This window comes from Serratia sp. P2ACOL2 (assembly GCF_003691565.1).
GTDB lineage: Bacteria > Pseudomonadota > Gammaproteobacteria > Enterobacterales > Enterobacteriaceae > Serratia > Serratia liquefaciens.
In genome coordinates this window covers 403446-422707 of sequence record NZ_CP033162.1, presented here as the reverse complement: position 1 = coordinate 422707, position 19262 = coordinate 403446, and the positions used below count along the sequence as shown (strand labels likewise).

The following is a 19262-nucleotide window of genomic DNA, read 5'->3' as shown; positions in this document are numbered from 1 at the left end:
CTAAGGCGCCCTGCTGTTCTGTTAGTGCTCGCGCGTTTTGCGGAACACCACTTCCGGATAGCGTTCCTGCGTCAGATTCAGGTTAACCATGGTAGGCGCGATGTAAGACAGGTTGTCGCCGCCGTCCAACGCCAGGTTAAGCTCGTTCTTACGCTTGAACTCCTCGAATTTCTTCACGTCGCTGCATTCCACCCAGCGCGCCGTAGAGACGTTGACCGACTCGTACAAGGCTTCGACGTTGTATTCGCTTTTCAGACGCGCAACTACCACGTCGAACTGCAGCACACCCACCGCGCCCACGATCAAGTCGTTGTTGGCGATTGGACGGAAGACCTGTACCGCCCCTTCTTCGGACAGCTGAACCAGACCCTTCAGCAGCTGTTTTTGCTTCAACGGATCGCGCAGACGAATACGGCGGAACAGCTCCGGTGCGAAGTTCGGGATACCGGTGAACTTCATGTCTTCACCCTGGGTGAAGGTATCGCCGATCTGAATGGTGCCGTGGTTATGCAGGCCAATGATATCGCCCGGATAGGCTTCTTCCACGTGCGAACGGTCGCCCGCCATAAAGGTCAGCGCGTCGGAGATCACCACATCTTTACCGGTACGTACCTGGCGCAGCTTCATGCCTTTTTCGTAACGGCCAGACACCACGCGCATAAAGGCCACGCGGTCGCGGTGTTTTGGATCCATATTGGCCTGGATCTTGAACACGAAACCGGTGAATTTCTCTTCCGCAGCCACCACTTTACGGGTGTTGCTATCGCGCGGCATCGGCGCCGGCGCCCAGGCGACCAGACCGTCGAGCATATGATCCACGCCGAAGTTGCCCAGCGCGGTACCGAAGAAGACCGGGGTCAAATCGCCGCTCAGGAAGGCTTCATGATCGAACTCGTGCGAAGCGCCTTGCACCAGCTCCAGCTCTTCACGCAGCTGCGCGGCCAGATCTTCGCCCACCGCGGCGTCCAGCTCTGGGTTATCCAGGCCTTTGACAATGCGCACTTCCTGAATGGTGTGGCCTTTACCGGTCTGGTAGAGGTAGGTTTCATCCTTGTACAGATGATAAACCCCTTTAAACAGCTTGCCGCAGCCGATAGGCCAGGTGATAGGCGAGCAGGCAATTTTCAGCTCACGCTCGACTTCGTCCATCACTTCCATCGGATCGCGGATATCGCGGTCCAATTTGTTCATAAAGGTCAGGATCGGCGTATCGCGCAGACGGGTTACTTCCATCAGCTTACGGGTACGATCTTCAACCCCTTTCGCGGCGTCGATCACCATCAGGCAGCAGTCGACGGCGGTCAGGGTACGATAAGTATCTTCGGAGAAGTCTTCGTGCCCTGGGGTATCCAGCAGGTTAACCAGGCATTCGCGATACGGGAACTGCATCACCGAGGTGGTGATCGAGATACCACGTTGCTTTTCCATTTCCATCCAGTCGGATTTGGCGTGCTGGTTTGAGCCACGGCCTTTTACCGTACCGGCGGTTTGGATCGCCTGTCCGAACAGCAACACCTTTTCGGTAATGGTGGTTTTACCGGCATCGGGGTGCGAGATGATGGCGAAAGTTCTTCTTTTCGAGACTTCGCGGGCAAATTCACTAGGAGACATGTTTTTCAGATTCTACAGTTAGTCCGCCCTGCGAAAGCATCAGAACGCGCCGCGCACGGCGCCAGGCAAAGCGGTAAATAAAAGATAATAGCCGGGCATTTTCGCTGATTTGTCAACCGGTGACAATCAATGCTTTTCCCGGCGGGAAGAAGTTAAAACCAAGACACCGGCTAAGCCAGCGGCAGCGCCATGACGATGGCGTCTTCACGCCCATTGGCGCTCGGATAGTAATTACGGCGGACGGTCACTTCGTTAAAGCCGAGATCTTCATACAACGCAATCGCCGCACGGTTGGAGGCACGCACTTCCAGCCACAACGTGACCACGCCGCGGGTTTCCAACTGCGCAATCAAGGCTTCCAGCAACTGGCGGCCGAAGCCGCGACGCTGCCAGTCGGGGTGAATGGCGATGTTGAACAGCGTGGCCTCATCCAGCACGATCTGGGTAATGGCAAAGCCCGCCATCTGCCCGTCGGCGTCCAGTTTCAGGTTAAGATAACGATCGCCCTGATTGCTGGAAAAGGTGGCTTGCGTCCAGGGAAAGGCGTGACTGGCTTGCTCAATCTTGAAGGCCGTGACCAGATCGGCCGCGGTCAGGGTAGAAATACTGTTCATGATGACAAATCTGCTGCCAGAGTGCGCGTTTGGCACCCGCATCGAGAGAAAGCTCGGCCAGCGCCGGGCTGTGTAGCTGTGCGCCGGCCACCGCGAGCGGCTCCGCAACGCCCAACCGCCAACTGTTGCATTCGGTATCTTCAGGCAGCATCGCCACCTGATCCGGCGTCAGGCCGTAGGTTTGCGCCGGGGTCAACCCCAGGCTGCGCAACACGTCGCAAAATAGCGGATCGTTATGCTCAGGCAGTGCCTGCGCTACGATCAGCAAACGCACTTCGGGCGGCAAGCTGACCGCTACTTCGCCCTGCAACACGCCCGGGCGGCGCAATGTCCACTGCGTAATACCCAGTTGTTGTAACAGCCAGTCGCGTTTTGATGCCATGCCGATTCCTGTCAGGATCTACCCGTTGTGGTGCGCCATGCCTGCCATGCGCCGCGCTATGCTAACAAACCCGCGCGGACTGCGCCAACATCCCCTTCATCTTTCAGGCTGCAGCGGCGTTGGCTTCCCTCGCTCATCCCAGTCACTGAGTTATCTCAGCTCCCGGGAACTCTCTCGATCCCCGCCTTGCTGGAGCCAGAAAGCTATTGGGCATAAACCCGTCGAACATATCGCCACAAAGCTCTATAATCCCCGGTCTAATTTCTAGGAGCCAAAACCTGATGTCTGCATTAACCCCCGCCAGTGAAGTCATGCTGCGCCACAGTGATGAGTTTATCGAACGCCGCGTTCTGTTTGCCGGTGACCTGCAGGACGCCCTGCCGGCCCAATTCGAGGCCGCGGATGTGCGTGTCCATACCCAGCAGTACCATCACTGGCAGTTACTGAACCGGGCGATGGGCGAAAACGTGCAGTTCGGGCTGACCGTGGACGCTGCGTTTGTCGCCGAGTGCGATACGCTGATCTACTATTGGCCGAAGAGCAAACAGGAAGCGCAATTCCAACTGTGCAACATTCTGGCGCTGCTGCCGGTCGGCGCAGAAGTGTTCGTGGTCGGTGAAAACCGCAGCGGCGTACGCAGTGCCGACCAGATGGTGGAAGACTATGCCACACTGGTGAAAATCGACAGCGCCCGCCGCTGTGGCCTGTATCATGGCCGTCTGGATACGCAGACCGAATTCAACCTGGAAGACTGGTGGGAAAGCTATCAGCTGCACGATCTGGAAGTGAAAACCCTGCCGGGCGTGTTCAGCCGCGACGGGCTGGACGTTGGCAGCTCACTGCTGCTGTCGACCCTGGAAAAACACATGAAAGGCAAGGTGCTGGACGTAGGCTGCGGTGCCGGCGTGATGGCTTCCGTGCTGTCCAAACTGTCGCCGAAGATGAAGCTGACCCTCAGCGACGTCAACGCCGCCGCCGTGGAGTCCAGCCGGGCTACGCTTGCCGCCAACGGCATTGAAGGCGAAGTGATCGTCAGTAACGTCTATTCCGACATTACCGGCCGTTTCGACCTGATCATTTCCAACCCGCCATTCCATGATGGCCTGCAAACCAGCCTGACCGCAGCAGAAACCCTGATCCGCGGGGCGTTGAAGCACCTGCCGATCGGCGGCCGTCTGCGCATCGTGGCCAACGCCTTCCTGCCGTATCCGGACATCCTGGACGCCACCTTCGGCAGCCATGAAGTGCTGGCACAAAATGGTCGCTTCAAGGTGTATCAGGCGACCGTAGCCCGTGCGCCGCGCGATACCAAGAAAAAGAAGTAACGGCGACCCGCTAACGCGTCTCCGTATCAGGGCGCAGCGTTTAGACGCTGCGCCCTTTTTATTAGCCGTTGATATAGGTCATCGACTCTGCACCGTAGCGTGCCCCTGCCGCGGCCTGCAGGGGGAACACCGCCTCAATGGCCGCCAGTTCGGCAGCGCTGAGCGTCAATTCGGCCGCGGCGATATTCTCTTCCAGATAGCGACGGCGTTTGGTGCCAGGGATCGGGACAATGTGCTCACCCTGCGCCAACACCCAGGCTAACGCCAACTGCGACGGCGCAACGCCTTTCTGCTTAGCCAGCTCGGTCACTTTTTCCACCAGCGCCAGATTGCGCGCAAAGTTTTCCCCCTGAAAACGCGGGTTGCTGCGACGGAAATCGTCAGCGTCCAGATCTTCCGGCCGTTGGATCGCTCCGGTCAGAAAACCGCGCCCCAGCGGGCTATAGGGAACAAACCCAATCCCCAGGCGTTCACAGGCCGCCAATACGCCCTGCTCGGCATCGCGTGTCCACAATGAATACTCAGTTTGCAGCGCCGTAATCGGGTGGACTTTATGCGCTCGCTCCAGCGTGGCGACCGAAGCTTCGCTCAGCCCGATATAACGGATTTTTCCTTCGCTAATCAGGTCCGCCATCGTACCTACCACTTCTTCAATCGGCACTTCAGGATCGACGCGGTGCTGGTAATAAAGATCAATCACCTCGACCCCGAGACGCTTCAGGCTGCCCTCCACCGATCGGCGGATGTACTCCGGTCGGCTGCTGACGCCCCGCGCTGCAGGGTTGGCCGGATCGCGCACAATGCCAAACTTGGTGGCCAGAAAGACCTGCTGCCGCTTGCCCTTGATCGCTTTGCCAATCAGCTGTTCATTGGTGTGTGGGCCGTACATGTCGGCGGTATCCAGCAGAGTGACGCCCAACTCCAGCGCACGGTGCAGCGTGGCGATAGCTTCTTGTTCATCGTGAGCGGTCGAATAAAAATCACTCATCCCCATGCAGCCCAACCCCAGAGCGGAAACCAGCGGGCCAGTGGGACCTAATTTGCGTTGTTGCATTGTGTTGCCCTCTTGCGGTTTTTATCAGCGAAGATGCTGATGCAACAGAGTCTGGTTGTTTCGCCTAAAAAGATAAATAATGCAGATTGCTCATCACTGTTCATAAATCACTAACAATACGGAGCGGGCAAGATGGATCAGATCCAGGCCATGCGCATTTTTACCCGTATCGTCGAACTGGGCAGTTTCAGTCGGGCGGCGGAACGCCTGCAGTTACCCCGCGCCACGGTCAGCAATGCCGTTAAGCGGCTGGAGCAGCGCCTCGGTGTGCGCCTGCTGCTGCGCACCACCCGTCAGGTACAGGTGACCAGCGAAGGCACCCTCTATTACCAGCGTTGCGTACAGTTGCTGGGCGCGCTGGAAGAGGCAGACACCTTGTTCAGCCACCAAAAACTGCAGCCCTCCGGCAAAGTGCGTATCGATATGCCCCATTCACTGGCGCGCGAAATCGTTATTCCGGCATTGGATGACTTTTACCGGCGCTACCCGGATCTGACCCTGGCATTGGGTGCCAACGACACCCACGTGGATTTACTGCGTGATGGAGTAGACTGCGTGCTGCGTGCCTGGGAAACCGAAGATGACAGCCTGGTGGCACGCCGCATTGCCATGTTGCCACAGCTGACCTGCGCCTCGCCTGCCTACCTGGCGGCGTTCGGCGTACCGCAGTCGATTGACCAGCTACAGCAGCACCAGGCGGTAGGTTATTTTTCCCTCACCAGCAACCGGGATTATCCGCTGGAGTTTTGCCGCAACGGCAAAGTGGAATTGCGCGAATTGCCCGCCAAACTGAGCGTCAGCGGGGCTGATGCCTACACCAGCGGCTGCCGCGCCGGCATGGGGCTGATACAGGCAGCGCATTATTCGCTGGCACCCTGGCTGCAGAAAGGAGAATTGGTCGAAGTGTTGGCAGAAACCCCGCCACCGCCGATGCCCATTTACGTCATGTATCCCCCCGGCCGTTTCCTTGCGCCACGGGTCAGGGTGTTGATTGACTGGCTGATTTGGCTGTTTGAACGCTATCAGTCACCCAAAACGGACGTTTTTCCAGCAAACGCCCGCAAACAGGGGAAATAACTATTGACGTACCCGCCAAAATCTCTAGAATTCGCCTCCGTGGTAACGTTACTCCGGTAATGTATCTGGTATGCGAAGGTGGCGGAATTGGTAGACGCGCTAGCTTCAGGTGTTAGTGTCCTTACGGACGTGAGGGTTCAAGTCCCTCTCTTCGCACCAAATAACCACATGATTTATATTGCACAGCATCAATGCGAAGGTGGCGGAATTGGTAGACGCGCTAGCTTCAGGTGTTAGTGTTCTTACGGACGTGAGGGTTCAAGTCCCTCTCTTCGCACCAAGCTGGTGATATAAATCGAAAGCAAAATAAAGATTATCGGCTGTGCGAAGGTGGCGGAATTGGTAGACGCGCTAGCTTCAGGTGTTAGTGTTCTTACGGACGTGAGGGTTCAAGTCCCTCTCTTCGCACCAATCGATAAATCTCTTCGGAAGCCCTCCCCAAAGCTATTCCCAATCGAAACGATAACCAACACGCGATAGCGTGATTTTTGCGTTTTTATCCCAGATTGAAATTCAGGCTGATCGCCGCCAATCCCCCAGCCAATGCCATACAGGAAGGCAGCAGCAGGTAATGCCGCCAGCGGCTGTTGAACAACATCACCAGCGTCGCCAGCATGGCGATCACTATCAGCGTACGCAGTTGCATCATATCCAGGTTGATCAATGCCAGTAACGGCATTAAAGCGCAGGGCAACAAAACGCCCCAGGCGCTGGCCAGCCGATTGCCCAGGCACCAGCTGACGCCCCACAACCCACACGCGGTAATCATGGCTGCAATCATGATAACCCTACCCTTCAAGTGATAATGATAACCAATATCATATAACACTTTTTTTCACTGCGCATCATTTTCGCCGTAACCACCAAACGCGGATGACATAACGGTGTAAAAATGATAGTTTGCCATAAGAAAATTCTTAGTCTTATTCGCATGTTAATAATCACAATCAACAACCATACAATGCGAATGTTTAATTCACGCCGATAGAATTTTTCGCCACCTTAATTTTTCGACAGATCGATATTGTGAAGAGTGAACTCCGTATGAACGCGCGTTCTTATCAGGAACTGCTGAACAGCAAACACCGCTTATCATTATTTTTATTTTTGTTAATGAACGCGGCCTCTTCCATATTTACATTATTGGTCCCATTTAATGACAAGCCAGCTTTTACCCTACCTTTATTAGGTATACCGATATTTTGTCTGGTGGCGCTGTTATTTACCTTGCAGTCTCCACGGTTATACGTCAAAAAATTGAATCTATTTTCCTGCGTGCTTGGCCTGCTGTGGGCTGCCCATATTTACGTTAAAAGTCAGTACTGTGCGCCGAACAACCAAAGTTTTCTATTAATTAGTCTGTTCAGTATGTTTTTTATCAGCGCCATTGCCTTAACCGATAACTTTATCGCTTTTTGCCTGCACGCCGTGCCTTCCGCCCTGGTTATTCTATTACTGGACGGTATGCACAATACCACCAGGATCGTATTCACCACGGTATTGCCGATTATCGCATTCTCTATTCATCATCTGATGCTCAAACGCAGCGAGCTTTTTACCCAAACGCTGGTAGCCAATCTGTATAACGAACGGGACCGGTTTAGCAATTTGAGCATGATCGATCCCTTAACCGGGCTTTATAACCGCCGGGGACTGGAAAATAAAATCAATATGCTGACGGTGCCGCCGTCGGGTTGTCATTTCGTGGTGTTACTCGATATCGACCATTTCAAGGCTTATAACGATAACTATGGTCATACCATGGGCGATCAGGCGCTGGTGCAGGTTGCCATCACCATCCGCGATTCGGTGCGTTCTCGCGATATTGTGGTGCGCTACGGCGGGGAAGAGTTTCTGGTGCTGCTGACCAACGTCAGCGAGGATTACGCCACCCAGTTGGCCGAACGGGTGCGGCTGCGGGTGCAGGGATTAAAAATCCCCCATCGCTTCAACCAGTTGGAAAGCACCACTGTGACGCTCAGCGCCGGGATCTCCGCCTTGGACAAACTTGACGTATCCTCGGCGATCCGTGCGGCCGATGCCGCCTTGTATCAGGCGAAAAACAACGGCCGCAATAATATTCAGTTGGCGCCTAGCGTGCAGCCCGCCGCTGTCTGAGCCGGCGGGCCAGACTTTTAGCGACGGCGCTGCTGCAAACCGTAAACAAACACCACGCCGAAGCACAACAGCGGCAGCACATACGACAGCGCCGTACTGTATTTGTCCGCCAGCGCCCCCATAAAGTAAGGCATGATGGCCCCCCCGACGATCGCCATGATCATAAAGGAGCTGGCGCGCTTGGTGTGTTTGCCCATGTTTTTCACCCCCAGGGCGAAAATGGTCGGGAACATGATCGACATAAAGAAGAACACCGCGATCAACGCCACCACCGAGACCCCATCCAGGCTGAGCATCACCACGCCACACAGCGCAATGTTAATCAGCGAGTAGATCATCAGCAACGTGGCCGGCTTGACCCGGCCCATAAGCCAGGTGCTGAAGAAGCGCCCGACCATAAAGCAAATCATGGCGATAGAAAGCAAGTAGGACGCACTTTGGTTGGACACTTCGTTCCAGTGTTCGGTGGCGTAGTTGATAAAGAATGCACCGACGCCCACTTGGGCTGCCACATAGAAGAACTGGGTGATCACCCCGCCGACAAAGTGTTTGTGCTGCCATAGCCCCTGAACGATTTCACCGTGTTCCGGTTGCTCTTCCTCACGAATGTCCGGCAGCCGGGTGCGGCCGAACAAAAAGGCAATCAGCAGCACCAACACGGCGATCGCCACATAGGTCATCTTCACCGCGCTCTGGTCGCCGCTGCTCGCCCCTTGGGTGGCAGAGAAAAACAGCGTGCCGCCGATCATCGGGCCGATAAACTGCCCCAGACCGTTAAACGACTGGGAAAGGTTCAGCCGCCGTTCGGCCCCCTTCGCGTCGCCCAATACCGTGGCATAAGGGTTGGCCGCCGTTTCCAGGCAGCCCAGTCCACAGGCAATGACAAACAGCGCGAACAGGAACATGGCGAAGCTGTTGGCGGATGCCGCCGGCACAAACAGTAACGCCCCCAGCGCATACAGGCACAGCCCGACCAAAATTCCGGCCTTGTACCCTTTCTTATCCATAAAATAGCCGGCGGGCAGCGCCACCAGGAAGTAGGCGCCGAAATATGCCGCCTGCAATAATCCCGACTGCGCCTTGGTAACGTGCAATGTCTCCTGGAAGTGTTTGTTTAATACGTCCAACAGGCCATACGACAGCCCCCACATAAAGAACAGGCTGGTGACCAGAATAAAAGCCCAGCGCAGGTTGGCGGTTGACTTGACGCCCAGCTGTGGCGGGGCCGCACTTTTTTCAGCAAGCATTGATATATCCTCGGTAGGGTAGCGATGTTATTGTTTTTGCAAAGAAAATATCTGCTCCATCTCCACCCATTTTTCGCCTTTCGGCGTCCAGGGGGTGGCGACCTGGTATTGCCACATCAGGGCTTCCCAGCGCTGCACGTGGGGGTTGCTCAGGCCGGCGGCGGCAAACCGCGCGGCATCGAACTCGGTACTAACGTCAACAATCATGAACAGCCGGGTACCCAGCCGATAAATCTCCATATCCAAAATGCCGTGCTCCCGCAGATGAGCGGCAATCTCCGGCCAGATACGCTGGTGATGGTGCAGGTACTCCTCGATCAGCGCCGGTGAGTCGACCAGATCGAGCGCCTGACAAAAGCGCCGTCCCCTGTCCGCCGCGCCACTCATGTGATCGCCCGATCAAGATGCAGATAACCGCCATCCACCGACAGCCATTGCCCGGTGGTGTGCGACGAACGCGATGAAATCAAAAACACCACGGTGTTGGCGATTTCCTGCGGCGTGGTCATCCGATGTTCGAGAGGAATGCGTGCGGTAATTTTCTCGAGCTGCTGTTCCGGCTGCTCGAAGGTACTGATCCAACGCTGATACTGCGGTGTGATCACCTCCGCCGGAACCACCGCATTCACCCGTACGCCTTCATGGCGCAGCGACACCGCCCACTCGCGGGTCAACGCCAGCACGGCGCCCTTGGCGGCGGTATAACCGCTGGTGCCGCCCTGTCCGCTCAGGGCCGTTTTGGAAGCGATGTTGACGATGGCACCCTTGCTGTTTTGCAGCGCCGACTGACACAGGTGCGCCATCAGGTAGTAATGGATCAGGTTTTTCTCCAGCGATCCGACAAAGGCCTCGCGGCCGGCCTCCAACCCCACGCCATCGTTAACACCGGCGTTATTCACCAGCGCATCGATGCGGCCGAAGGTCTCTTGCGTTTGCGCCACCGCCCGTCGACAATCCTGCTCTTCGCATAAGTCGGTGATGATCACCGCACTCTGCGGCTGCAACTGCCGTAGCTGCGCCAGAAACTCCGCCTCTGGCGCAGCGTTGGTGACAATCACCGGGATCGCCCCTTCCTCCGCCAGCAGCAGGGTGATGGCCGCACCGATGCCGGAACCGCCGCCGGTGACGATCACCACCTTATCTTTCAGATACAGATCCATAACCAGACTCCGTTAAGCCATAAATTCGGCAGGCGGTGCCGCCCCAAATCTCCGCCTGTTGCGAAGGACTCAGCGTGGCGATCGCCTGCTCACTCAGTTGATAAACCTGGCCATAGTCCCCGGCCAGCAAGCACACCGGCCAGTCGGAACCGAACATCAGCCGCTGCGGGCCGAATGCCTCCAGCGCCGCATCAAAAAACGGCAGCAGCTGCGATGCCTGCCACCGGCCACCGGGCACCTCGGTGATAAGCCCCGACAGTTTGCAGACCACATGGCCCAATGCCGCCAACGGCTTGATTTGCTGTGCCCAGTGCTTTGCGCCCAAAGCGATATCCGGTTTACCGAGATGGTCCAATACCAACCAGTAGTCGTCATGTTCAGCGGCAAACTGCGCCGCCGCCGTCAAGTGCCGGTGGGTGACCAACATGTCGTAGACGTAGCCCTGCCGCTGCAGCATCTGCATGCCGCGCCGCACTTCCGGCCGCGCCAGCCAGGCGTCCGGCTGCGGTTCATCCTGCACCAGATGACGCAGGCCACGCAGCAGAGGCTGCTGCCGCCATTCATCAAGCCGCTGCGCCAGCTGCGGCGCAGTGATGTCCAGCCAGCCCACTACCCCGCAGACGCCACGGCTCTGCTGCACCTGTGCCAACAGTTCCTGTGTTTCCTGCTCGCCGTGGCGGGCCTGCACCACCAGCGCACCGTCAAAACCGTGGCGTTGCAGCAACGGATCAAGCTGCGCCGGACCAAAGTCCTGCTGCAGCACCGCCATCTGCTCGCTGATCCACGGGTAGCGTTGCGGATGGTATTGCCAGTAATGTTGGTGGGCATCGATGCGCAGCATGGGCTGTTTCCCGCTCAACCGCGGAACCGATACTGTTCGAGCGATGACGCGTGCATCTCGATCGAGTAACCCGGATGACGTGGCGGCATATAGGCCGCCCCCTTGACGTCGCAAGGGTGAACAAAGTGTTCATGCAAGTGATCGACGTATTCGATCACCCGTCCTTTGTGGGTACCGGCAATGCACAGGTAGTCGATCATCGACAGATGTTGAACGTATTCACACAGCCCCACACCTCCGGCATGCGGACACACCGGCAGGTTGTATTTGGCCGCCATCAGCATCACCGCCAGCACTTCATTGACGCCCCCCAGGCGACAGGCGTCGATCTGCACCACGTCAATCGCTTCGCGCATGATGAACTGCTTGAACATAATGCGGTTTTGGCACATCTCGCCGGTGGCAACCTTGACCGGATGAACCCCTTCGCGAATGCGACGGTGCCCTTCGACATCATCCGGGCTGGTGGGCTCTTCGATAAACCAGGGCTTGGCGAATGCCAGATGTTTCACCCAAGGGATGGCGTCGTTGACCTCCCAGACCTGGTTGGCGTCGATCATCAGTTGACGATCGGGGCCGATGACCTCGCGAGCAATGCGCACGCGGCGGATATCGTCTTCCAGATCTCGCCCCACCTTCAGCTTCAGGTAGGAGAAACCGGCATCGACCGCTTCCTGACACAGCCGACGCAGCTTGTCGTCCGGGTAGCCCAGCCACCCGGCGGAGGTGGTGTAACAGGGGTAGCCATCCTCCAGCAGCCGTTCCAGACGCTGCTCTTTACCCTGCGCCCGCTGTTTGAGCAGCGTGAGCGCCTCCTGTGGCGTAATGCAGTCGGTGATGTAGCGAAAATCGATGCAGCGCACCAGTTCCTCTGGCGTCATCTCCGCCACCAGCCGCCACACCGGCTTCCCCTCGGCTTTGGCCCACAGATCCCAAACCGCGTTGATCACCGCGCCGGTCGCCAGGTGGATCGCCCCCTTGTCCGGCCCGATCCAACGCAGTTGGCTGTCGCTGGTAAAACGACGCCAAAAGGCCCCCATATCGGCGGCGATCTCTTCCAGAGTGACACCGACGATCTGGTGCTCCAGCGCGCGGATCGCCGCGCAGCAGATCTCATTGCCGCGGCCAATGGTAAAAGTCAGCCCGTGGCCGCTCAGATCGGCGCGATCGGTCTCCAGGATCACATAAGCGGCGGAGTAGTCGGGATCCGGATTCATCGCATCGGATCCGTCCAGCGCCAGTGAAGTCGGGAAGCGAATATCTTCCACCCGCAGTGCGGTAATCGTTGTCATGGCAATGCTCCCCATCAGGCCTGTACGGTTGTTTGACGCTGTTCACCCAATCCCTCGATACCCAGCCGCATCGTCTGTCCGGCTTTCAGGTAGAGAGGCGTGGGTTTCTGCCCCATGCCGACGCCCGGTGGCGTACCGGTCGAGATCACATCGCCCGGTTGCAGGCTCATAAAACGGCTCAGGTAACTGATAATTTGCGGAATGCGGAAGATCATGGTGCTGGTGTTGCCGTCCTGATAACGCTTGCCGTCCACCTCCAGCCACAGGTTCAGGCTATGAGGATCGGCAATTTCGTCGGCGGTCACCAGCCAGGGGCCGGTGGGGCCAAAGGTGTCGCAGCCTTTGCCTTTGTCCCAGGTACCGCCGCGTTCAATCTGGAATTCACGCTCCGAAACGTCGTTAATCACGCAGTAACCGGCGACGTGGTGCATCGCGTCCTGTTCGCTGATGTAGCGTCCGCCCTGGCCAATAATCACGCCCAGCTCCACTTCCCAGTCCGTTTTAAGCGAGTCACGCGGGATTTGTACCTCATCGTTCGGCCCGACCACCGCGCTGGTCCATTTGTTGAACACTACCGGCTCGGAGGGGATCGCCGCGCCGGTTTCCGCCGCATGGTCGGCATAATTGAGGCCAATGCAGATAAATTTGCCGATGTGGCCCACGCACGGCCCCAGTCGCGGTTGTCCTTCCACCCGCGGCAGTTGGTTGATGTCCAGTGCACGCAGTTTGTCCAAGGCCGCCGGCAGCAACGCATCTCCGCTCAGGTCGGCAATATGCTGCGACAGATCGCGGATCTGCCCGTGCGGATCCAATATTCCTGGGCGTTCCTGTCCCGGTGCGCCGTAACGTAAAAGTTTCATGATGTCCTCACTCTAAAAATGTTCCAAAGCGCCTGGCCTCAGTTGCTCCAGCCGCCATCGATAATCTGTACGGTCCCTGTGGTGTAGGAGCTGGCGTCGGAGGCCAGATACAGCGCCAATTGGGCGATCTCGCCGGTGGTGCCGATACGGCCAATCGGTTGACGAGCCACAAACGCCTGGTACACCTCTTCTTCGCTGCGTCCCTGCTCACGCGCCTGCTCGGCGATGCGCTGCCGCAGCGAAGGCGACTCCACCGTACCGGGGCAAATGGCGTTGCAACGGATGCCCTGAGTGACGTAATCCGCCGCCACCGAACGCGTCAGGCCGATTACCGCCGCCTTGGTGGCGCTGTAGGCAAAGCGGTTAGGCACTCCTTTCACGCTGGAAGCCACCGAGGACATATTGATAATCGACCCGTTTTTTCGTGCCAGCATGCCGGGCAGAAAGGCGCGGATCATGCGGTACATCGCGGTCACATTCAGATCCAGCGCAAATGCCCACTGATCCTCACTGCACTCCAGGATTGATCCGCTGTGTACCACGCCGGCGCAGTTGAACAGCACGTCGATCGGACCAAGGCTTTCCGCCGCTGCCGCAATCGCCGCGGCATCGGTGACGTTAAGCGTCATTGGCTCGATGCCGGGCAAACCCTGCAGTTGCTCGGTGTTGATGTCGGTGGCAATGACTTGCGCGCCTGCCTCAGCAAAAAGTTTGGCGGTACTGAAGCCAATCCCCTGGCCGGCGGCGGTGATCAGCACGCGTTTTCCGGTTAAATTCATTTTCGCTCCCTTGGCTTAAAGGTCTAATGGTCAGGCCACTCAGGGCGATTAAAGGTCAGGCCTTTAACATGACAAAAGACGCTTTACGCGTTATGGTTTGGTGAGAATGTTATGAGATACACTTGAAACAGCTTTTTGATTAACCAATTTTTTACACTTGAATAACGATTACTCAAGCGGTTTGACTAATAACTGTGCGCTGAATCACTTAACACGGAAAAGGCCAAGGTAAAAAATGCCGATCACCCGACTGGAAAACCCTCGTATTTACAGACAGATAGCCGACCAATTGAAACGGCTTATCGATAACAATGAATTTCCTCCCGGCAGCCGCCTGCCCTCCGAACGCGATCTGGCCCAGCAGTTACAGGTTAGCCGGGCCTCCGTTCGAGAGGCGCTAATCGCGCTGGAAGTGATTGGCCTGGTGGATGTCAAAGTCGGCAACGGGGTGATCGTCCGGGCGCAAACGCCGGTGATGACATCGCAAGAGCCGGTGATGGCCCAGGCCGGCCGGGATCAGTGGGCAGAAATCGATGATGAATTGAATATCGAGCTGGATTTTAACGCCGAGCTGCCGCCGTTCTCACTGCTGCAAACCCGCCTGTTGATCGAACCCGAAACGGCGGCATTGGCAGCACGGCACGCCACCGATCAGGAACTGGCGGGCATCCGTGAGGCCTACGAGCAAAACTGCCGTGATAACCGCGCGGGATCGGCCACCCATCCCGGCGATCGGCTGTTCCATATCCGCATCGCCCAGGCCAGCGGCAACCCAGCTTATGCCTTTATCATCGGCCACCTGCTCGGCCACCGCTACGGCAGCATGTTCCGCGTACTTCAGCGTCACTATACGCCGGATGACATGCCGCACCGTTCCGAGCAGGAACACCGGGAAATTCTGGCCGCTATCGAGGCGCGTGACGTGCGTGGCGCACGCAAGGCGATGAAAGCGCATCTGGACGAAGTGATCGCCATTTTCGCCCGCGCGCAGTAGGACGATTGGTCGGCATCAGGGCGGTGAGAAATTTTTTCTCAAACCGCCTTTTTTCCACATGCAGCCAAGGCTCAGGCACATTACACTGACAGCATATTGCATTGCACCCTATGGCTTTCAAGTTGCAGCTAGGCGACCTGCTCGCTCATCCCCAGCTTTTGTAGGGGCGCCGCATGCGGCGCCCGCATTAATCGGGGCGAATATATTCGCCCCCTAGAGTAACTGGGGTGAGTGACAAATCTGTCGGAAACGGATTTGAACGCTGCGGCTTGAAAGACGACGGGTATAGGCCCTTTCACTGCTGCCTTTTAAAATGGATAACCATCGTTGAAGAACTCTTTCTCCGCTTCATTGCTGGCGCTGAGCCTGTGTGCCACGCCGCTGGCCGCGCAGGCCGCCGCCCCGCAGCTGGCTTCGCAAATCGTCGACCAATATGCCGAGCACATTTTCTACAACAGCGGCGCCACCGGCATGGCGCTGGTGGTGATCGACGGCAATCAGGTGGTTAACCGCAGTTTTGGCGACACCAAACCCGGTAACAACCTGCGTCCGCGCCCGGATTCTCTGATCCGCATCGCCTCGATCACCAAGCTGATGACCAGCGAAGTGATGGTAAAAATGGCGGCGGAAGGCCGGGTCAAGCTCACCGATCCGCTGCGCAAATACGCCCCGTCCGGTGCCTACGTACCGGCTTATAACGCTCGCCAGCCGATCACCTTGCTGAACCTGGCCACCCACACCAGCGCACTGCCGCGTGAGCAACCGGGCAAGAAACCGCCTAAAACGCCGGTGTTCACCTGGCCGACCAAAGCACAGCGCTGGCAGTGGCTGGAGCATGCCAACGTGACGGTACCGCCGGGCGTACGTGCCTCTTATTCCAACCTGGCGTATGACCTGCTGGCGGATGCGCTGTCACGGGCGGCGGGTAAACCTTACAGCGCCCTGCTGAAAGAAAAAATCACCGCGCCGCTCGGTATGGTCGACACCACCCTGACCCCCAGTGCCGAGCAGTGCTCACGGCTGATGGTTGCCTCAGCCGGCCCTAGCGCCTGCCGCGATACCACGGCCGCGGCCGGCAGCGGCGGCGTTTACTCTACCCCACGCGATATGCAGCGCTGGATGCAACAGTTCCTCACTTCCAACGTCTCCGGCCCACGCAAATCAACCGCGGCCAGTGAGCAGACCATGTACTTCCAGCGTAACGATCTGGTTTCGCTCAAAGGGATGGATGTGCCGGGTGAAGCCAGCGCCCTGGGATTGGGATGGGTGTATATGGCGCCGAACGGCGAACTGCCGGGGATTATTCAGAAAACCGGCGGTGGCGGTGGCTTTATCACCTATATGGCGATGATCCCGCAGAAAAACGTTGGGGTATTTGTGGTGGTAACCCGCTCGGAACTGAGTAAATTCACCAACATGAGCGATCCGGTTAACCGGCTGGTCGCCGAGTTGGCGACCAACAAAAGCTAATGCCGTAACGGGGCGCAGCCCGTGCGCCCCGCCGTTTTCAGACTAACGCCGCCATCTTGTGCATCACCGGATGGAAGTTGCGTTTGAAGTAGATCAGGCCGTTACCGCCCGCACTCACCCGGATCTGGCGGATCTGCACCAGATAAACCTGATGGGTGCCAATACTCTGGATCTGCTCGATCTCCCCTTCCAGACTGGCCAGCGTGTTACGCAACACCGGCTGATCCAGTGCGCCGTTTTGCCACTCCTCCAGACGGAAACGATCCTCCATGCTGAGTTCGGTCATACCGGCGAAGTGGCGCGCCATCAGCTCCTGCTCATGGTTCAATACGTTAACGCACAGACGCTGATTCGCCTGGAAAACCGGGTTCATCGCGCTGTTGCGGTTAATGCAAACCAGCAGCGTCGGCGGCGTATCGGTCACCGAGCACACGGCGGTGGCGGTAATGCCGCAGCGCCCCGCAGGACCGTCGGTAGTGACGATATTCACCGCAGCGGACAGGCTGGCCATCGCGTCGCGAAACAGCAAACGGTGTTCATTTTCCTGAGACATACACCCCTCCTTCAGGATCACTTGAGCAAGTTATCCAGCTGATTAATGTCACCATTATTATGCAGATGCGGCACTTTCCAACCGTGCTGGTCGTAGTCGGACAGGCATTTGTCGACCATCTCCATCATCTGGTTCATGGCGCCGGATCCCTGTGCGTTGCGCAGACACTGCAGGCGGATCTCATCCTGGCTGCCGGCGTAGTTGATCTCATACAGCTCGTGGCGACCGCCGAATTCGCTGCCGATCGCATCCCACATCAGCTTGAGGATCTTGATGCGTTCAACGTGATCCATACCGTCGGATCCGCGCACGTAACGAGCCAGGTATTTATCGATCTCCGGGTTATTCATGTCGCGCACGCTGGACGGCAGATAAATCAAACCGCTGGTGACGTTCTTTTCGATAATGTGCTTCACCTTGGTGTAGGCCATTGGTGCCATCACGCGGTAAGTTTGCATCGCGGTGGAATCCGGCAGATAAGCGCCGTTTTCCCATTGGGTGGCCTCGGCGCACATCGCATCGCTCAGTGACCAGAACATATTGCGCCAGGCTACCACTTCGCCAAGATCGGCCTGTACGCCACGGAACTCCAGCACGCCGGTACAGGACAGGCTTTTTTGCAGCAGCGCGGTGATAAAGTCCATCTTCACCGCCAGGCGCACACAGGCCTGCAGCGGGAACAGACGAGCGAAGCCCCCTTGCGTGCTCCAGCGACGACAACGATCGAAATCGCGGTAGATCAGCACGTTTTCCCACGGGATCAGCACATGATCCATAATCAGGATCGCATCGTTCTCATCGAAACGGCTCGAAAGCGGATAATCGAACGGGGATCCCGTTGCGCCCGCCACCAGCTCATAAGAGGCGCGAGAAATCAGCTTCACCCCTTCGGCATCCATCGGCGCCACAAACATCAACGCGAAGTCCGGGTTATCCCCCATCACCTGGGCAGAACCAAAACCGATAAAGTTATAGTGGGTCAGCGCCGAGTTGGTTGCCACCACCTTGGCCCCGCTGACGATAATGCCCGCGTCGGTCTCTTTCTCCACCTGAATGTAAACGTCTTTCACTTCGTTGACCGGCTTGTGGCGGTCAATCGGTGGGTTAACGATAGCGTGGTTAAAGTACAGGCCGGTTTCCTGAATGCGTTTGTACCAGTGGCGCGCGTTATCGGCGAACTGACCATAAAACTCGGGATAAGCCCCCAGCGCACACCCGAAGGCTGCTTTGTAGTCCGGGGTGCGCCCCATCCAACCGTAACTCTGGCGCGACCAGTCGGCGATGGCATCACGCTGCTGACGCATCTCTTCCGGGCTGCGGGCGTAGCGGAAGAATTTGTGAGTGTAACCGCCGTTGCCGGTATCGGTGTTCCAGCACAGGCGATCCTGGCTGATCGGATCGTGCAGCGCGTCGTACAGTTGACCGACAGAAGCCGCTGCATTACGGAATGCCGGGTGAGTGGTGACATCTTTCACTCGTTCGCCGTAGATATAAATCTCACGGCCGTCCTGCAAACTTTTCAGGTATTCGGCACCGGTGAACGGGCGTTTGTTGTCAGCACGAAAGTCTTCAGGTTTCATTAAGCATTCCTCGTAATCGGCCGTATCCTTCATATTTGCAGTTGCCGCGGTGTTGACTGCGCTCCCTCACCCGAATCACTGACCAAAGTCAGCTCATCGGGATGCGTTCACTGGTCGCCTTGCTGCAACTCCAACTATTTTGGCTAGCACTAATATCGTTTGAACATTTCATTGTTAATAAAATGTTTTCTTTTGGTTGCTTAATTGAAGCTTCCAGGGCCGGTTTCGAGAAGAGACTTTTGCGGCAAACGCCGGTACTTTTCAGGCGGGTTGGCCACAATCGCCGCGAATTGTGATCCAGACGG

19 protein-coding genes and 3 tRNA genes are annotated in these 19262 nt (G+C 57.2%); 8 read left to right on the top strand and 14 right to left on the bottom strand.

Annotated elements, in window-relative coordinates; all coding sequences use genetic code 11:
* Positions 1-21: 21 nt before the first annotated feature.
* From prfC to EBA31_RS02045, 3 genes are all read right to left on the bottom strand, one after another.
* Positions 22-1611 carry a peptide chain release factor 3 gene (gene prfC / locus EBA31_RS02055; protein WP_020825109.1) on the bottom strand — a complete coding sequence of 530 codons (1590 nt, stop codon included), beginning with the start codon at positions 1609-1611 and terminating at the stop codon, positions 22-24.
* 170 nt (positions 1612-1781) lie between these two features.
* Entirely contained in the window at positions 1782-2225 is a 444-nt protein-coding gene (rimI, locus tag EBA31_RS02050; protein ID WP_122077061.1) for a ribosomal protein S18-alanine N-acetyltransferase, read from the bottom strand.
* Complete coding sequence (locus EBA31_RS02045) at positions 2170-2607, bottom strand: DNA polymerase III subunit psi (protein WP_020825107.1); 438 nt, start codon at positions 2605-2607, stop codon at positions 2170-2172. Before EBA31_RS02045 ends, rimI begins: the two co-directional genes overlap by 56 nt.
* A 281-nt stretch (positions 2608-2888) precedes the next feature.
* On the opposite strand from EBA31_RS02045, the gene rsmC reads away from it, so the two are divergent.
* Positions 2889-3932 carry a 16S rRNA (guanine(1207)-N(2))-methyltransferase RsmC gene (gene rsmC, locus EBA31_RS02040; protein WP_046374563.1) on the top strand — a complete coding sequence of 348 codons (1044 nt, stop codon included), beginning with the start codon at positions 2889-2891 and terminating at the stop codon, positions 3930-3932.
* Between the two features lie 61 nt (positions 3933-3993).
* Here rsmC and EBA31_RS02035 read toward each other — a convergent pair whose 3' ends face one another.
* Entirely contained in the window at positions 3994-4986 is a 993-nt protein-coding gene (locus tag EBA31_RS02035; protein WP_046374564.1) for an aldo/keto reductase, read from the bottom strand.
* A gap of 132 nt (positions 4987-5118) precedes the next feature.
* On the opposite strand from EBA31_RS02035, the gene EBA31_RS02030 reads away from it, so the two are divergent.
* From EBA31_RS02030 to EBA31_RS02015, 4 genes are all read left to right on the top strand, one after another.
* Positions 5119-6063, top strand: a complete 945-nt coding sequence (locus EBA31_RS02030) for a LysR family transcriptional regulator (RefSeq protein WP_046374565.1) — start codon at positions 5119-5121, stop codon at positions 6061-6063.
* A 72-nt stretch (positions 6064-6135) separates the two neighbouring features.
* Positions 6136-6222 (top strand) — tRNA-Leu (locus tag EBA31_RS02025).
* A 34-nt stretch (positions 6223-6256) separates the two neighbouring features.
* A tRNA-Leu gene (locus tag EBA31_RS02020) sits at positions 6257-6343 on the top strand.
* A gap of 44 nt (positions 6344-6387) precedes the next feature.
* Positions 6388-6474 (top strand) — tRNA-Leu (locus tag EBA31_RS02015).
* Between the two features lie 85 nt (positions 6475-6559).
* On the opposite strand, the gene EBA31_RS02010 is transcribed toward EBA31_RS02015, so the two are convergent.
* Positions 6560-6844, bottom strand: coding sequence for a DUF1435 domain-containing protein (locus EBA31_RS02010; protein WP_020825103.1), 285 nt, complete (start codon positions 6842-6844; stop codon positions 6560-6562).
* 263 nt (positions 6845-7107) lie between these two features.
* Between EBA31_RS02010 and EBA31_RS02005 the strand changes: the two genes are divergently transcribed.
* Positions 7108-8181 carry a GGDEF domain-containing protein gene (locus EBA31_RS02005; RefSeq protein WP_020825102.1) on the top strand — a complete coding sequence of 358 codons (1074 nt, stop codon included), beginning with the start codon at positions 7108-7110 and terminating at the stop codon, positions 8179-8181.
* 17 nt (positions 8182-8198) lie between these two features.
* On the opposite strand, the gene fucP is transcribed toward EBA31_RS02005, so the two are convergent.
* The 7 genes from fucP to EBA31_RS01970 are packed head-to-tail and all read right to left on the bottom strand — an operon-like array spanning position 8199 to position 14360.
* A complete protein-coding gene (fucP, locus tag EBA31_RS02000; RefSeq protein ID WP_048762889.1) occupies positions 8199-9428 on the bottom strand; it encodes an L-fucose:H+ symporter permease in 1230 nt (409 codons plus the stop codon).
* A 27-nt stretch (positions 9429-9455) separates the two neighbouring features.
* Positions 9456-9815 carry an L-rhamnose mutarotase gene (locus EBA31_RS01995; RefSeq protein WP_046374566.1) on the bottom strand — a complete coding sequence of 120 codons (360 nt, stop codon included), beginning with the start codon at positions 9813-9815 and terminating at the stop codon, positions 9456-9458.
* Positions 9812-10588 carry an SDR family oxidoreductase gene (locus EBA31_RS01990; protein ID WP_122077047.1) on the bottom strand — a complete coding sequence of 259 codons (777 nt, stop codon included), beginning with the start codon at positions 10586-10588 and terminating at the stop codon, positions 9812-9814. The genes EBA31_RS01995 and EBA31_RS01990 overlap by 4 nt, the downstream gene beginning before the upstream one ends.
* Entirely contained in the window at positions 10566-11429 is an 864-nt protein-coding gene (locus EBA31_RS01985) for an amidohydrolase (protein WP_122077044.1), read from the bottom strand. The genes EBA31_RS01990 and EBA31_RS01985 overlap by 23 nt, the downstream gene beginning before the upstream one ends.
* Positions 11430-11443: 14 nt before the next feature.
* The gene (locus EBA31_RS01980; protein ID WP_122077040.1) at positions 11444-12721 is read right to left on the bottom strand and encodes an L-fuconate dehydratase; all 1278 of its coding nucleotides are present in this window, start codon (positions 12719-12721) and stop codon (positions 11444-11446) included.
* A 14-nt stretch (positions 12722-12735) separates the two neighbouring features.
* Entirely contained in the window at positions 12736-13581 is an 846-nt protein-coding gene (locus EBA31_RS01975) for a fumarylacetoacetate hydrolase family protein (RefSeq protein ID WP_122077035.1), read from the bottom strand.
* A gap of 38 nt (positions 13582-13619) precedes the next feature.
* The gene (locus EBA31_RS01970) at positions 13620-14360 is read right to left on the bottom strand and encodes an SDR family oxidoreductase (RefSeq protein ID WP_020825095.1); all 741 of its coding nucleotides are present in this window, start codon (positions 14358-14360) and stop codon (positions 13620-13622) included.
* A gap of 235 nt (positions 14361-14595) precedes the next feature.
* Between EBA31_RS01970 and EBA31_RS01965 the strand changes: the two genes are divergently transcribed.
* Complete coding sequence (locus EBA31_RS01965) at positions 14596-15354, top strand: FadR/GntR family transcriptional regulator (RefSeq protein ID WP_020825094.1); 759 nt, start codon at positions 14596-14598, stop codon at positions 15352-15354.
* A gap of 327 nt (positions 15355-15681) precedes the next feature.
* Positions 15682-16824 (top strand): D-alanyl-D-alanine-carboxypeptidase/endopeptidase AmpH, encoded by a 1143-nt coding sequence (gene ampH / locus EBA31_RS01960; protein WP_122077031.1) that lies wholly within the window; start codon positions 15682-15684, stop codon positions 16822-16824.
* Between the two features lie 37 nt (positions 16825-16861).
* Here ampH and hpaC read toward each other — a convergent pair whose 3' ends face one another.
* Entirely contained in the window at positions 16862-17377 is a 516-nt protein-coding gene (gene hpaC / locus EBA31_RS01955) for a 4-hydroxyphenylacetate 3-monooxygenase, reductase component (protein ID WP_122077028.1), read from the bottom strand.
* 17 nt (positions 17378-17394) lie between these two features.
* Positions 17395-18957 (bottom strand): 4-hydroxyphenylacetate 3-monooxygenase, oxygenase component, encoded by a 1563-nt coding sequence (hpaB, locus tag EBA31_RS01950; RefSeq protein WP_122077023.1) that lies wholly within the window; start codon positions 18955-18957, stop codon positions 17395-17397.
* Between the last annotated feature and the right edge of the window lie 305 nt (positions 18958-19262).